The organism is Dactylosporangium sp. NPDC050688 (genome assembly GCF_040654515.1).
In the GTDB taxonomy this organism is placed as follows: Bacteria; Actinomycetota; Actinomycetes; order Mycobacteriales; family Micromonosporaceae; genus Dactylosporangium.
In genome coordinates, this window is the sequence record NZ_JBFAIC010000035.1 from 1 (window position 1) to 14,688 (window position 14,688).

Here is a 14,688-nt window from a genome sequence, read left to right on the forward strand (position 1 = left end):
GTCGCTGCTGCCGGAGTGGGTCGTCGCCGGGTACCAGCGGGAACGCACCGGCGCGATCCTGCCCAACGTCGCGCGTGTTGGGGCTGTCGGGGCACGTGGCTGCTGAAGCCCTGCCCGCAGTGGACGGCGCGAGGCAACCGGTGCTGATCGGCTCGGCGACCTCGAACCGGTCGCAGGTGCTCGTCACCACCTGGCCTGTCAGTAGCTGAAGGTCACGGCGGGGTCGTCACCGATCCACTGCCACATCTGCACGGTGCCGCCGGATTCTGCGTTGGCCCGAAATCCGGCCGGGTCGACCTTGCGGGCCTGCACGCAGATCGGGCACACCAGGAACGTGCCGCCTGCCTTGGCGTAACGGTCGAGGAGATCCGCCAGGGGTGGGCAACCGTCGCAGGCGACGGCCTGGGCGAATCCCTCGGTGGCGAGCCGGACCGCCTCCTTGGTCAGGAACATCAGCGTCGGTCGTCCCTGCTCGGCCGCGCCGACCGCGACGAGGAACGCGACGGTGACCGTCTCGGCGTCCTCCAGACCCGTGTTGAGCGTGACAACTGCCTTATGCATGATGGTGCCCTTTTCGGTCGAAGTCATGATGCTGTCGACGATCAGCGTGTTGCGAGCGGGCGCCACCGGTCATCCGTGCGCGGCACGGATTTCCGCACGGACGCCGGCACCGTGGCGGGACAGGCGCTGCGGCTTGCATCCGGTACCCAGGTACAGGCTTACCGTGGCGGTACGGCACCGCCGTGGTGCCGAAACGACCAGGTCAGGAGCCTGTGATGTCCTTCGTCGTCCCTGACGCGTGCACGTTGCCGACGGTCGAGCAGCCGCTCCGACTGGCCGAGTTCGACACCCTGTTCACCACCGCCGTGCGCACCGTCGAAACGGTCACCCCGAACCACGCGCGGATGCAGTTGAGCGGGCCGGCCGGTCTGGAGGCCACGGTACGGGACCTCGCCGCCCGGGAGACCGCGTGCTGCTCGTTCTTCACCTTCACCGTGACCCCGCAGCCGGCTGACAGTGGCGAGGCGCTCACCCTCGACGTGCAGGTCCCGGGCCGGTACGCCGACGTGCTGGCCTCGCTCGCCGGCCGCGCCGCGGCCGTCTCGGCCGGGAACATGCCGTGACCGCGCCGGTGCTCGACACCGCCGAACACCCCGACGGAGACCCCACATGAACCTGCCGCTGACGACGCCGACCCGCCACGACGGGCACCAGCACACCGAGCCCACCGTCGACACCACGCCACCGACCCGTAGCAAGGTCAGCGGCATCCTCGCCGCCGTGGCCTGCGCCGCCTGCTGCGCCCTGCCGCTGCTCATCGCCGCAGGCGTGCTCACCACCGCCGGCGCCGCGATCCTGGAGAAGGCGCTCTTCGCCGTCGCCGCCGGCCTCGTCGTGGCCGCGCTGGGCATGTGGTGGCTGCACCGCCGCCGCAGCGTCCAGCGGGCCGCCGCCGCGGCCGGGGCGAGCTGCGGCTGCGGCGGCGGTGGATGCGGCTGCTGACCGGTCAGCCGCCGGACGTACCTACGGTGCGGACAAGTACGGGGTGATGACCTCGACCGGGCCGGCAGGTGCGGATTCGTCGCGGTTCGCGTTGATCGCGGTCAGCCGGTACTGGTGGCGTCGACGCCTTCGTACGTACCGACCAGGGCGGGGCCGGTGGTTTCGTATTCGAGCAGGAGCAGCCCGTTCGCGGTGACGTCGTGGCGGGTGAGCCGGAGGCCGACCGGCGCGCCGGGGTGGGGGAGCAGCCGGCGGCCCGAGCCGATCACCGCCGGGGCGACGACGAGGCGGAGGGTGTCGACCAGACCGGCCGACAGCAGCGCGGCGCCGAGGCGGGCACTGCCGTGGATCTGCAGTTCGCGGCCGGGCCCGGCCTTGAGGGCGGCGACCGTCGTGGCCGGGTCGCCGCGCAGCACCGTCGTCGGGTTCCAGGTCGCCTCGGTCAGGGTGTTCGACACGACGTACTTGGGCAGTGCGTTCATGCGGCCGGTGTACGGGTCGGCCGGGTCGGTGATCTGCGGCCAGTCGCGGGCGAACGCCTCATACGTGCGCCGGCCGAGCAGCAGGCCGTCGGCCAGCTCCAGCCAGGCGACGGTCTGCTGCACGAACTGCGCGTCGATGTGCGGCACGAGCCAGCCGCCCAGGGCGAAACCGTCGCTGGTGTCCTCGGTGGGTGCGCCGGGCCCCTGGCAGACGCCGTCCAGCGTGACGAACTGCATGAGCGTGAGCCTCACCGGCCGGCCTCGCGCTCGGCCAGGGTGACGAGCTGGTCGGTGACGGAGTTCCAGCCGTCGGCGAAGCCGAGCTTCTCGTGCCGGGCGCGGGCGTCCGGACTGCCGTGGCGCACGAGGATCTGGTACAGCGTGCCGTCCGGGTGATCGCTGAACCGCAGCTCGGCGGTCATCGCCACGGGGTCGGGTTCGGCGGGGCGCCAGGCGCTGTCGATCGCGTTGGTGAACACGATCCGCTCGAGGTCCTCGACGATGAGGAAGCAGGCGTCCATGTGTGGGACGAACTCGGCGCCGTCCTCGCTGAACCGCGTCACGAACCCGCCGCCGGGCCGCACGTCCAGCCGGTCGACGCGGGTCCGGGCCGGTGCCGGCACCCACCACTGCTCCAGCCGGCCGGGGTCGGTCCACGCGCGCCACACGCCGGCGCGCGGCGCGCGGATGGTGCGTTCCAGGGCGATGTCGAGATCGGGGTTCACTGCTGGTCCTCTTCGGAGTCGATGACGAACCGCTCGAGGCGGTCGGTGCGGCCTTCCCAGATGCGGCGCTGCTCGGCGAGCCAGTCGTCGAGCAGGGCGAGGCGCTCGCGGTTGAGCGTGCAGGTGCGCACCCGGCCCGACTTGACGGTGCGGATCAGGTCGTTGGCCTCGAGGGTGCGCACATGCTTCATGAACGACGGCAGCGCCATCGGGAACTCGCGGGCGAGCTCGCCGACGCTCGCCGGCCCGCGGCCGAGGCGATGGATGACGGCCCGCCGGGTCTGGTCGGCGAGGGCGACGAGCACACCGTCGAGCTGCGCCGAATACTGAGCCATGCGGCTTAGTATTGCCGCATCCCGACACTTAGCGCAAGGGCTAAGTGTCGGGGTGGTGGACTGCCCGGACCCGTAGGGCTACACCGCCGCCCCGGCCGGGTGCCGCACGGTGACGGGGCGCCGGCGGGTGGGCATTCCCAGGGTCGGGTTGGCGATGCCCCAGGCCGCGCCCTTGCAGATCAGCTCCTTGTAGACCGCGGCGAGCCGGCCGGTGAGGACCGCGGAAACGGCGCGGTCGTCGGCGGTCACGTACTGGATGAGCCCCTCCTTGCGGCCCAGCGAGACGCACTGGTTGAAGTAGCGCAGCGGGGCGTTCGGAAGCTTCCCGCCGGTCAGCCGCGCCGCGATCGCGTCGGCGGCCTGCCACGCCATCGGGGTGCCGGACGCGCACGACATCCGCAGCGGTTTGTCCCCGGCGCCCATGGCGTAGGCGGCGTCGCCGACGGCGTACACCTGCGGATGGGACACCGACCGCATGGTGCCGTCGACGACGATCCGGCCGGTGTCGGTGACCTCCAGGCCACTGCCCTGCGCGATCGGGTGGACCGCGAACCCGGCGGTCCACACCGTGACCGCGGCCGGGATGGTACGGCCGTCGGCGGTGACGACGGCGTCGGCCTCGACCCGGGCGACCGCGGTGTGCTCGTGCACGGTGATCCCGAGCCGGGCGGCGACCTTCCACAGGTGCGCGCGGCCCTTGACGGACAACCAGTCGCCGAGCTCACCACGGGCGGCGAGGGCGACCCTGAGGTCCGGGCGCGCCTCGGCGATCTCGGTGGCGGCCTCCAGCCCCGTGAGGCCGCCACCGACGACGACCACGGGCTGCCCGGCGTCGAGGCGGGCCAGGCGGTCCCGCAGTCGCAGCGCGCCGGGGCGGCTGGCGAGCTCGTGGGCGTGCTCAGCGGTACCGGGGACACCCTGGGCGTTCCAGCCGCTGCCGAGCGCGTAGACGAGGGTGTCGTACCGCAGTTCCTCACCGTCGACCGTGACGGTCCGGCGCTCCGCGTCCACGGCGGTGACCTTGCCGATCCGCAGCTCGACGCCGGTCCCGGCGAACATCGCGCTGAACGGCCGGGGCTTGAGCGTCTGGCCGGCCGCCAGCTGGTGCATGCGGACCCGTTCGACGAAGTCCGGCTCGGCGTTGACGAGGGTGATGGCGACGTCCTCGCGGCGCAGCCGCTTGGCGAGACGGCCGGCGGCAACGGCACCGGCGTACCCGGCGCCCAGAACGATGATGCGGTGCTGCATGTCCCTGCTCCTGTCATGCGGTGTGTGCCCCTTGAACCGGGCGGCCCGCCGTTTGCTGACAGGGATGCGGTGTGAAGCAGCTCACATGCTCACTGGAAGGCGGTGAACAGCGGTTTCCCGTGCCCGCCGGAGGCCGCCCAGCGCTCGGTCGCGCGCTCGAGCTTGTCGGGGTTGACCTGGGCGCGCAGCGCCGCGATGCCGCCGGCGGTGACCTCCAGGCACATGACCCCGACGACCCGCCCGTCCACGACGGCCACCACGGCCGGCCCGCCGTTGGCGATCGCGGCGTAGATCTCGGGCGACCCGCCGGCGGCGGCGCGCTTCGCCGCGCCGGGTTGGAACAGGCCCCGCACGAACTTCGCCACCGCGAGGGCACCCTCGAACGCCTTCGCCCGCGCCGGCACCTTCCCGCCGCCGTCGCCGATCGAGACGGCGTCCCCGGTGAGCAGCCGCACGAGCGGCTCGGTCCGCCCGCTGGTGGCGGCCGCCAGGAACTCCTCGACGATCCGCCGCGCCGCGACCTCGTCGATCTCCGTGCGCGCCCGGCCCTCCGCGACGTGCTGCTTGGCCCGGTGGAAGATCTGCTGGCTGGTGGCCTCCGTGATGTCGAGGATCCCGGCGATCTCGCGGTGCGGGTAGTCGAACGCGGCGCGCAGCACGTACACCGCCCGCTCGTTCGGCGTGAGCCGCTCCATCAGCGTGAGCACCGCGTAGGACACCGACTCGCGCTGCTCCACGGTGTCGGCCGGACCGAGCATCGGGTCCCCCGGGAGCAGGGGCTCCGGCAGCCATTGACCCACGTACACCTCGCGCCGCGCCCTCGCCGACGAGAGCTGGTTGAGGCAGATGTTGGTGAGGACCTTCGTCAGCCAGGCCTCGAGCACCTCGATGTGCTCATGGTCGGCGCCCTGCCAGCGCAGGAACGTCTCCTGCACCGCGTCCTCGGCCTCCGCCGCGGAGCCGAGCATGCGGTAGGCGATGGCCTCCAGCCGCGGCCGCGCCGCCTCGAACCGCTCAACGTCACCAACGGTCAGGGCCATGAGAACACCGTACGTGCTCCGCTTCGCCAGGCTGAGAACGGCGGGACGCTCCGGGCCCGCCACCGCGCGTCGTACGCACCGGGCCAGTCGGTGTACCGGCAGGTGACAGCGCAGGTGGCGCGACCGTACACACCCCGCAAAGTCACCTCTGCCGGCCGGCGCGCCGCGTTTATCAAGAACCGGTCGGGTACAGCCGCGCTTGACATCCCGTTGTTGAGGCCGGCGTTCGATGCCTCGAGCCGGTCCGGTGATCGGCGCGTGTCGCGGGGCGAGGGGAAGGAAGATCGTTGGTCGACGCGGGAAAGCGCAGCGTCATGGGGGTTCTGGTCGATGTCATCGACTACGACACCGCGGTAGCGAGGGTGATCGCGGCCGCCCAGCAGCAGCGCCCGTTCATCCTGACTGCGCTGGCCGTGCACGGCGTGATGACCGGCGTGTCGGATCGGCGGCACAACGCCCGGCTCAACGCCTTCGACGTGGTCGCCCCGGACGGCCAGCCCGTACGGTGGGCGCTGAACCTGCTGCACCAGGTCGGGCTGCGCGACTGGGTGAGCGGGCCGGAACTGACCCTCCGGGTGCTGCGGCGCGCGGCAGACGAGCAGTTGCCGGTCTACCTCTACGGATCCACGCACCGCACCGTTGACCGGTTGGTCGCGGCGTTGACCTGGACAGTGCCGGCGCTGCGCATCGCCGGCGCCGAACCGTCACGGTTCCGCGACGCCGAACCGGGCGAGTACGCGCGCATCGCCGAACGGATCAACGCTTCGGGGGCCCGCGTGGTCCTGGTCGGTCTCGGCTGCCCGCGGCAGGAGTCGTTCGTCCACGCGATGCGGCCGCTGCTCGCCATGCCGCTGCTGGCGGTCGGGGCCGCCTTCGACTACCACTCCGGGCGGCTGCGCCCCGCACCACGCTGGATGCAGCGCAACGGCCTGGCCTGGCTGATGCGGCTGCTCCGCGAGCCGCGCCGGCTGTGGCGGCGGTACCTGATCCTCGGCCCCCGGTACCTCGTGCGGCTGTCCGCGCAGAAGGTGGGGGTGTGGGAGCCGTATGTGCCCGCGCCCTCGCACCGGCCGGTCGAACCCGCACCGGTCTGACCGCACCCGCCCCTGTTCATCGATCGACCGAGGCGGAGGACACATGTGCGGAATCACCGGTATGGTGCTGGCCAACGACGCGCACCCCGTGGACGAGGACCGGCTGCGCGCCATGTGCCGCAGCCTCGCGCACCGGGGCCCGGACGAGGACGGCTTCTTCCTCACCGCGACCGCCGGCCTGGCGGTGCGGCGCTTGGCCGTCATCGACGTGCTGCACGGCCGGCAGCCGGTGCGGTCCGAGGACGGCTCCGTGCACGCGGTGCTCAACGGCGAGATCTACAACCATCGCAGGCTGCGTCAGGATCTCGCCGCGCGCGGCCACACCTTCGCCTCCGGCAGCGACGCCGAGGTGATCCCGCACCTGTACGAGGAGTACGGCACCGGCTTCGCGCGGCACCTGGAGGGCATGTTCGCCATCGCCCTGTACGACAGCGCCCGTCACCGCCTGGTCCTGTCCCGCGACCGGGTCGGCGTGAAGCCGCTGCACTACGCCGAGCGCGCCGACGGCCTGGTCTTCGGGTCGGAGATCAAGGCGGTGCTGTGCGCGCTGCCCGAGCGGACACCGGACCTGCAGGCGTTCAGTGCGTACCTGTCGCTGATGTACGTGCCCGCACCGCGGACGATGTACCGGGAAATCCGCAAGCTCGAACCCGGCACGACGCTGGTCTGGCAGGACGGCCGGTGCACGCTGCAGCGCTACTGGGCGCTCGCCGACGTGGAGCGGCGGCCCGACCTCACCGCCGCCCGCGCAGCGGCGGTCCTGCGCGAGCTCGTGGTCGACTGCGTCCGCCAGCAGATGGCGGCCGACGTGCCGCTGGGCTTCTTCCTCAGCGGCGGCATGGACTCCGCCGCCGTCGTTGCCGCCGCCCGGCGCGCCCGGCCCGACGCCACGCTGAAGACGTTCTCGGTGGGCTTCCCCGACCGGTCCTACGACGAACGGGGCGGGGCCGCCCTCGTCGCGGACCGGTTCGGGACCGACCACACCGAACTTGTGGTCGAGCCGACGGCGCACGACGTCGTGGACGGCATCCTGCCGGCCTTCGACGAGCCCTTCGCCGACCCGTCGATGGTGCCCACCTACTACCTGTGCCAGCTCGCCCGCCGGGACGTGACGGTGGCGTTGAGCGGCGACGGCGGGGACGAGCTCTTCGCCGGTTACCTCACCTACCAGGCCGACAAGTACGCCCGCTACTACCGCCACCTGCCGCGCGCCGTGACGGCCCGGCTCGTGCCGAGCCTGCTGCGGTTCCTGCCCCGCTCCAGCGCGCGGGCGAGCTTCGATTTCAAGGCGCGGCGCTTCGTCGAGAACGCCGTCGAGGAACCCGGCCGCAGCCACTACCTGTGGCGGGTCGTGTTCCGGGAGGCGCACAAGGCGCGGCTGCTGCAGCCGGACCTGTTCGCCGAGCTGTGCGACACGTACGACACGCACGAGGGGCACTACGACGCCGGTGCCGGCTTCGACCGGCTGACCCGGTTCCAGTACACCGACGCCCACGTCTACCTGCCCGACGACGTACTGACGAAGGTCGACCGGGTGAGCATGGCGCACTCCCTGGAGGTGCGGGTACCGCTGCTGGCCACGCCGATGATCGAGTTCGCCTTCTCGTTGCCGGGCCGGATGAAGTTCCCGGGCCGGCAACCGAAGCGGCTGCTGCGTCAGGCGATGACCGGCCTGCTGCCGCCACAGACGCTCGCCATGGGCAAGAAGGGCTTCAACGCCCCGTTGCCGCGTTGGCTGCGCGGCGTGTACCGGCCGCTGGTCGGCGACTACCTGTCCCGTGACGTCCTGCGACGGCAGGGCTACCTGCGCTTCGACGCGGTGAACGAGATCGTCGAGCGCCACCTCAGCGGCGTGGCCGAACACGCCCGCGAGATCTGGATCCTGCTGATGTTCACCATGTGGGCCGAGCAGGAGAAGGCATACCGATGACGACGGCGCCCGCCGCCTTCCTTGGAGGTACAACAATCCGTGAGACACTGGGTGCTGCTCATCCCGCTGTTCCTGGCGTTCCTGCCCGCCGTCGTCCTCACGTCCTCCGTTCCCCCGCCGGCTCGGGCCTGGGCCTGCCGGGTCGCCTTCGTGGTCACCGCGACGCTGATCGCCGCGCCGTGGATCTGGCTGCGCCTGGGGAATGACGTGCCGGCGCGGGCCGCCATGATCCTCATCACCGGGTCGTTCGCCGGCGGGATCGTGCTCAGCGGCGCCACCGCGGGGATCGTGGAGGACAACGCGCCGCCGTCGCCCGCGGTCCAGCAGGCGGTCCTGCGGTACCACACGGTCTGCACCATGCGCCGCGAGGCGCGGGGCAAGCGGGTCGTGGACGTCATCGGCGCCCTCGCCGGTCTCGCGCTCACGTTGCCGCTGTGGCCGATCATCGGACTGCTCATCTGGTTCGAGGAGCCGGGGCCGATCTTCTTCACCAAGAACTCCGTCGGCCGTGGCGGCCGCACGTTCCGGCAGTTCAAGTTCCGCAGCATGCAGTACGGCGCCGAACGGCTCACCGGACCGGTCGTGTCGCCCGAGGGGGACCCACGCACGCTCAGGGTCGGTCGCTGGCTGCGCCGCTGGCACCTCGACGAGCTGCCCGAACTGGTCAACGTGCTCAGTGGCTCGATGAGCCTGGTCGGGCCGCGGCCGCTGCGCACCGTGCTCGTCCACACCCACCTTGAGGCGGTCCCCGGGTACGCCGAACGGCACACGGTGCGGCCTGGCATCGCCTGCATCGCCCAGATCGAGAAGTTCCACATGCCGCCGCAGGAACGGCTGGTGAAGGACCTCGCCTACATCGAGCACCAGAGTGTGCGGCTCGACCTGCGGCTGCTCGTGCGCGCGGTGCTGAGCACGGTCCGCAGCGAGCGTCATTACGACGAGCCGGTGCTCGCCGCGTCGAGTCCCGTCACGGTACCGGCGACCCGGGTCGACGGACAGGTGCCGGGGCTGGTCGAGCATGCCAGCCGGCCCCAGGACGTCTGAGCGGATGCGCCGCCTGCAGGGGTTGCGCGGCGCCTCCCGGTTCGTCGGCGCCGGCCTGCTCGACCAGGTGGCGATCGCCGCCGCCAACTCGGCGAACACGCTGCTGGGCGGCATCCTGCTGTCGAAGGCGCGCTTCGGCGCGCTCGTGCTGGCCCTCGCCGTCGGCTACTTCGCGATGTACCTCAACCGGGCCATTGTCGGCGACGTGCTGCTCGCCCTGGCCTCCCGCTACGACGGCGAGCACCGGGCCCGCCTGGCCCGCAACGGCCTGGCCACCGCCCTGTGCTCCGGTGTGGTCACCACCGCCGTCTTCGTCGTGCTCTGGGCGGCCTGGCCCAGCCGTGACGAGATCGACCTGCGGGAACTCATCTGGCTGGCGCCGTTCATGGTCCCGATCATGCTGCACGACACCGCCCGTTGCGACTACCTCGCCGACCGCCGCCCGGGCAAGGCCCTCGGCATCGATCTCGTCTGGGTCGGCACCCAGGCCGTCGTGGTCGCCGTCATGGTCGCCACCCACAGCTCCAGCGCCGGCGGCCTGCTCACCGCCTGGGGCGTCGGCGCCACCGCCGGCGTCACCGTCTACCTGCTGCGTGAGCGCCGGCTGCCGTGGCAGGGCAGCCCCAGGGCCTGGCTGGCCGAGACCCGCCATCTATCCGGCTGGTTCACCATCACCGCCGTCGTCGCCCAGGTCCACGTCCTGGCCATCAGCTTCACCGTCGCCGGACGCCTGTCCAAGATCGACCTGGGCAACTTCCGCTTCGTGCAGACCGTCCAGCTGCAACCGGTCCAGAACCTCGTCACCGCGATCACCAGCCTGGTCGTCCCCCGGGCCTCCCGCCACGCCGCCGAGGCCGCCGAACCCGGCCCCGACGGCGCCGCCGCCGCCGCGACCCTGCGCCGCCAGACCCGCCAGCTGGCCATCGCCTTCGCCGTTCTCGGCGCGCTGATGGTGCTCATCGTCTGGCCGGTGGTCTCCTACGCCCTGGTGCACACCCGCAAGTTCGCCGAGGCCGCCCCGCTGGCCCTGCCGATCGCCCTGCAGGGCGCGATCTACCTGGTGCAGGTGCCGTTCACCGCCGCGATGCGCGGCATGCACCAGGCCCGGATGCTGTTCTTGCAGTACGTCGTCTTCGCCGTCGTCTCCCTCAGCGGCCTGACCCTCGGTGCCACCTGGGGCGGCCTGTACGGCGCCGCCTGGGGCCTGCTCACCGGCTCCGCCGCCGGGCTGATCTGCATGATGCTCCTCTACGCCCACACGTCGAGGTGGCTCGGTCCACCGGCCGCGACGCCCACGCCGGCCCGCGTGGACGCCGCACAGAACGCTTAGGTCCAGCTCGCAGTGCGCGTTGAGTTGCGGTTCCGGGCTCACCGGGCCGGCGGCGGGGACGGTGGCCCGGTGCGTTCCCGAGTGCTCAGGCGGTATGGCGGTAGACCTCACGAGCGATCTCGACCCGGCCGTGCAGGCCCAGCTTCGCCAGGATGTTGGAGATGTGGGTCTGCACGGTCCGGCGCGACAGGAACAGGGTCTGGGCGATGCTGGACGTCGACGCGCCTTCGGCGACCATCACGGCGATCCGCTGCTCGGTGGGAGTCAACGCCGCCCAGCCGGTGGCGCGCTGCCGAGTGCGTGGCCCGTGCACGCCGCGGCGGATGCCGTACCGGCGCAACCGTCCGTCCGCTCGCCGGACATCCCAGTCCGCGCCCAGCGTGTGATACACCGCTGAGGACTCGTTGAGCAGCAGCCGAGCCTCGGCGTCGCTGCCGCGGTCGGCGACGACCACGGCGAGATCCTCCAGGGCGCCGGCGAGATCCAGCGTCGCGCCCACGGTCCGGTAGTGCTCCACCGCTTCGCGCAGCGCAGCCGGATCGCGGTCCAGCAGTCCCACGCACCGGGCGAGCGCGGCCGTGGCCCGCGCCGGCTCGGATTCCGCGTCGGCCTCCGCACCGCACAGCTTCGCCGCGGCCAGTGCCGCCGGCCGGTCGCCGGCCAGCAGGCAGAGCCGTACCAGGTCGGGCAGCCACTGGTGGACCAGTGTCATCTCCCCGGGGCGGCGGCGCAGCCCGTCCGACAGGACGGCTCGGGCCTGGGACACGTCACCGTTCTGCTCCGCGGCAAGCGCCTGAGCGGCGAGCAGGAAGTCGCGGTTCTCGCGATCGGAGACGGTCGTGACCGGCAGGCTCAGTCCCGCCCGCAGATACTCGGACGCGACCTGTCGTTGGTTGCGCCGCCCGGCGACGAGCGCGGCGATGCCGTACCAGAGCAGCACCGGACCAGGCTCGCGCAGCCCGGTGTAGGTGAGCTCACCGAGCTCGGACGGGTCCGGCCCGAGCTCGGCCAGCGCGTCGTCCCATTGGCCGAGCCAGTAGCGAAGGACCGCAGCGGTGATCTGGGTGCTGCTGGCGGCGTACCCCGAGCGCTGCTCCAGCTCTCGAGCGTGCTTGAGCGTCGCCTCGGCGTCTGCCCAGCGATCGAGGTTCTGGAGGCTGAAGATCCGGCTGTCCACCGCGAACGCCCGCAGATCGGCATTATCCGGACCGTCGCCGAGCTTGGCCAGGGCCTGGTCCACGCACTGCAGCGCGCCTTTGTGGTCGCGTCGGACCGAGTGGTTGAGCCACAGCCCGATCAGCGCCTGCGCGGTCGCGTACGCGTCCGCTGCCGTTTCGGCGATGCGCAGCGCCTGCTGGGCCGTGGAGTCGGCGGTGTCGAGGTCGCCGTCCGTGGCGCGCTGGTACGTCGCCTGCAACGCCAGCAGCCGGCCACGCCAGGCGTCGGGCAGCTGCGGCCAGCTCAATGCCCGCTGGATCGCCTGCATCGCCGCATCGCTGCGACCCAGGCAGGAGTTCGCGCGGACGAGCAGCCAGTGCGCTTCCGCCCGGTGTTCCGGCTCGTGCGCCGAGGCGATCGCCAGGCCGGCCTGCGCCGCCGCCTCCTCGTGCCGCCCGATGCTCAGCAGCGCGCGCGTCAACCCCAGGGCCAGGACCCCGCCGACCCCATCGCTGGGAAGACTGTGATCGATCTCCCGCCGCAGGAGCTCGGCCGCGATCGCGGGCGCCCGCGCGATGAGCGTGGCATGAGCCTGAGCGAGCCAGCTGCGCAGGGCCGCGTTTCCGCGCTCACCGGAGGCGAGCAACTGCTCGGCCACCCGCAGCGGCTCCGCTCCGGCGGCGGCCAGGGCCATCGCGGCCTGTTGGTGCATCGCGATGCGCAGCGCGGCGGGTACGCCGTCGTAGAGGGCCTGGCGCACCAGGGGATGCCGGAATGCCAGCTGTGTCCCGGCGCCGACGACGATCCCGGCCGCTGAGGCGTCCATCAGCTGCTCGGTGAGTTCGGACGGGGTCCTGCCGAGGACCACCGCGAGGTCGGTGACGCGGAACGTCGAGCCCAGCAACGCGGCGTTGCGCAGCGCGTCGGCCGAGCCGGGGGAGATGGTGCGCAGCCGGTCGTCCACGATCGCCGAGAACGAGGCCGGGATCCGTTCGATCTCCTCCTTCGACACGTCGGCGCCGGCCGGGCGGTCCGTGCCGCGCTCCCGGATCACCGCGTCGATGAGCTCGCGAAGATACAGCGGGTTGCCCAGCGCCTGCGCGGTCAACGCGCTCAACCGCGGCCCTGGCTCCGCCCCGAGGACCTGCGTGACCAGGGCCGTCGCGTCGGCGTCGGGGAGCTTGTCCAGGGTGATGACGGTGCCCCCGCGGCGCACGACGGCCGACCGCAGCTCACGCACGCCGGAGCGGCGCGGCGCCGTCCGGCAGGTGGCCACCAGCAGCAGCGGCAGTTGGTCCACTGCGCGCGTGAGGCGATGCCACACCAGCAGCGACGCGTCGTCGGCCCATTGCGCGTCGTCCAGGACGATCGCGGTCGGTGATCCGGCGCAGATCTCGTCGACCAGCGATACGAGCAGTTCTATCTGGGCATATCCGATATCGCCGATATCGCCGGCCTCGTCGGCGGCGAAGATCCGCATCCGCCGCTCGTGCAGCAGTTGCGCCGTGCGTACGCGCCGCGGGTCCGCTGAGCGAGGTGTGACCTCAAGGCAGTCCAGCATGACCGCGAGCGGGAACTGCTGCGTGAGTTGGTCCGCGGTCGCTTGCAACACCTGGCACCCGATCGGATCCGCCCGTTCGAGGGCCCGCGCGACCAGCGACGACTTGCCGATGCCGGGCTCGCCCTCGACCCAGATGATCGCCCCCTTGCCCCGGTTGAGGTTGTCGAGCGCGGCGCGGATCAGAGCCAGTTCGTCCGATCGTCCGACCCATACATTCGGATCGTCGGCACTTTTCATGATCATGACCATAGCAATATTCGACAGTACTCATAAGTAGGCCGAAGTGATTCTCAGATCGTGACAATGTGCAGAGCCGCCGGATCCTGGACGTCCACATGCCTGGCCGGGCCGAATCGGCGTTTCCGCAGCGTGGTGGCGGTCTGCGGGCAGGCGAGGCGGGCGCATTCCGGTGCGGTCGGCTCGCCACCACGACCCGGACCCTCGGATGCGTAGCGCGGCCGTCGTCGAAGATCATTCAAGATAATGAAGAACGTCAATGCATCACATGTACGTGTGCTGGCGGATGTCCTGCGCGCGAACTCGGCCGAGGCTGAGGTGATCGCGCCACCCGAGGAGGCTGCCATGACCGCTTGCAAGACCAGGGACGTCGTGCGGGGTCAGCCGAGTCCGCACCAGGGCGACCAGGTCGCCGCGGACGACGCCCGGATGCGTGAGCTCCAGGCGGTGCACGGAGAGGCCCTGTACTCCCACCTGCTGCAGCTGACCTCCGGCGACCGGCGGGCGGCCGAGGACCTCCTGCAGGAGACCATCCGGCGGGCCTGGCAGCACATTGACGCCTCGACCGACATCCGGGCGCTCCGCCTGTGGCTGTTGACCATGGCGCGACAGACGGCCATCGACGCCGGCCGGGCTCGCCGAGCGCGCCCGACGGAGGTGGGCACCGCCGACCCCCGCCGCGACCTCGAGCAGCAGCTGTCCACGCAGGTCATCGAGCAGGCAATGGCCGGGCTGCGACCCGACTCCCGCGCGGTCATCATCGAGCTCTACTTCAAGCAACGATCCGAGGAAGAGACGGCACAGGCACTGGGCATCCCGCTGCGAAAGGTCCGATTGCTGGCCTGCCTCGCGAGGCTCTCGCTGCGCGCCGCCATCTCCGCACACGGACTCGACGCCGACCAGGTGCTGGGCCGGAAAGCTGTGTAGCCCCGGCGTCAGCCGAGATCACAGCCTTCCAACCCCGGCAGCCGATACGTGCTCGACACCGACATACCGCACAT

At 71.7% G+C, this 14,688-nt stretch carries 14 protein-coding genes; 7 read left to right on the top strand and 7 right to left on the bottom strand.

The annotated features are described in order from the left end of the window. Nucleotides 1-198: 198 nt before the first annotated feature. Nucleotides 199-561 carry a DsrE family protein gene (locus tag AB0H83_RS29000; RefSeq protein ID WP_360099918.1) on the bottom strand — a complete coding sequence of 121 codons (363 nt, stop codon included), beginning with the start codon at nt 559-561 and terminating at the stop codon, nt 199-201. 215 nt (nt 562-776) lie between these two features. Between AB0H83_RS29000 and AB0H83_RS29005 the strand changes: the two genes are divergently transcribed. After that, nucleotides 777-1,124: a hypothetical protein gene (locus tag AB0H83_RS29005; RefSeq protein WP_360099920.1), complete on the top strand. Its 348-nt coding sequence runs from the start codon at nt 777-779 to the stop codon at nt 1,122-1,124. Nucleotides 1,125-1,170: 46 nt separating this feature from the next. Beyond that, nucleotides 1,171-1,503, top strand: a complete 333-nt coding sequence (locus AB0H83_RS29010; RefSeq protein WP_360099922.1) for a hypothetical protein — start codon at nt 1,171-1,173, stop codon at nt 1,501-1,503. A 101-nt stretch (nt 1,504-1,604) separates the two neighbouring features. Here the strand turns inward: AB0H83_RS29010 and AB0H83_RS29015 are convergent, their stop codons facing one another. The 5 genes from AB0H83_RS29015 to sigJ form a co-directional block, all read right to left on the bottom strand. Further along, entirely contained in the window at nt 1,605-2,222 is a 618-nt protein-coding gene (locus AB0H83_RS29015) for a dihydrofolate reductase family protein (RefSeq protein ID WP_360099924.1), read from the bottom strand. 11 nt (nt 2,223-2,233) lie between these two features. Then, a complete protein-coding gene (locus AB0H83_RS29020) occupies nt 2,234-2,710 on the bottom strand; it encodes an SRPBCC domain-containing protein (RefSeq protein WP_360099926.1) in 477 nt (158 codons plus the stop codon). Next, a complete protein-coding gene (locus tag AB0H83_RS29025) occupies nt 2,707-3,045 on the bottom strand; it encodes a metalloregulator ArsR/SmtB family transcription factor (protein ID WP_360099928.1) in 339 nt (112 codons plus the stop codon). Before AB0H83_RS29025 ends, AB0H83_RS29020 begins: the two co-directional genes overlap by 4 nt. Nucleotides 3,046-3,123: 78 nt before the next feature. Then, nucleotides 3,124-4,293, bottom strand: coding sequence for an FAD-dependent oxidoreductase (locus AB0H83_RS29030; RefSeq protein ID WP_360099930.1), 1,170 nt, complete (start codon nt 4,291-4,293; stop codon nt 3,124-3,126). Between the two features lie 89 nt (nt 4,294-4,382). Continuing rightward, nucleotides 4,383-5,333 carry an RNA polymerase sigma factor SigJ gene (gene sigJ / locus AB0H83_RS29035; RefSeq protein WP_360099932.1) on the bottom strand — a complete coding sequence of 317 codons (951 nt, stop codon included), beginning with the start codon at nt 5,331-5,333 and terminating at the stop codon, nt 4,383-4,385. Nucleotides 5,334-5,647: 314 nt separating this feature from the next. Between sigJ and AB0H83_RS29040 the strand changes: the two genes are divergently transcribed. From AB0H83_RS29040 to AB0H83_RS29055, 4 genes are read left to right on the top strand one after another with little or no spacing between them, the layout of a single operon-like run. Continuing rightward, nucleotides 5,648-6,427: a WecB/TagA/CpsF family glycosyltransferase gene (locus AB0H83_RS29040; protein ID WP_360100093.1), complete on the top strand. Its 780-nt coding sequence runs from the start codon at nt 5,648-5,650 to the stop codon at nt 6,425-6,427. A 43-nt stretch (nt 6,428-6,470) separates the two neighbouring features. Next, nucleotides 6,471-8,357 carry an asparagine synthase (glutamine-hydrolyzing) gene (gene asnB / locus AB0H83_RS29045; protein WP_360099934.1) on the top strand — a complete coding sequence of 629 codons (1,887 nt, stop codon included), beginning with the start codon at nt 6,471-6,473 and terminating at the stop codon, nt 8,355-8,357. 39 nt (nt 8,358-8,396) lie between these two features. Beyond that, on the top strand, nt 8,397-9,401 hold the full coding sequence (locus AB0H83_RS29050; RefSeq protein WP_360099936.1) for a sugar transferase: 1,005 nt from the start codon (nt 8,397-8,399) through the stop codon (nt 9,399-9,401). A 4-nt stretch (nt 9,402-9,405) separates the two neighbouring features. Continuing rightward, nucleotides 9,406-10,731, top strand: coding sequence for a hypothetical protein (locus AB0H83_RS29055; RefSeq protein WP_360099938.1), 1,326 nt, complete (start codon nt 9,406-9,408; stop codon nt 10,729-10,731). A gap of 85 nt (nt 10,732-10,816) precedes the next feature. Here AB0H83_RS29055 and AB0H83_RS29060 read toward each other — a convergent pair whose 3' ends face one another. Further along, a complete protein-coding gene (locus AB0H83_RS29060) occupies nt 10,817-13,687 on the bottom strand; it encodes an AAA family ATPase (protein WP_360099940.1) in 2,871 nt (956 codons plus the stop codon). Nucleotides 13,688-14,032: 345 nt separating this feature from the next. Between AB0H83_RS29060 and AB0H83_RS29065 the strand changes: the two genes are divergently transcribed. After that, nucleotides 14,033-14,614 carry a sigma-70 family RNA polymerase sigma factor gene (locus tag AB0H83_RS29065; protein ID WP_360099942.1) on the top strand — a complete coding sequence of 194 codons (582 nt, stop codon included), beginning with the start codon at nt 14,033-14,035 and terminating at the stop codon, nt 14,612-14,614. Nucleotides 14,615-14,688 lie beyond the last annotated feature (74 nt).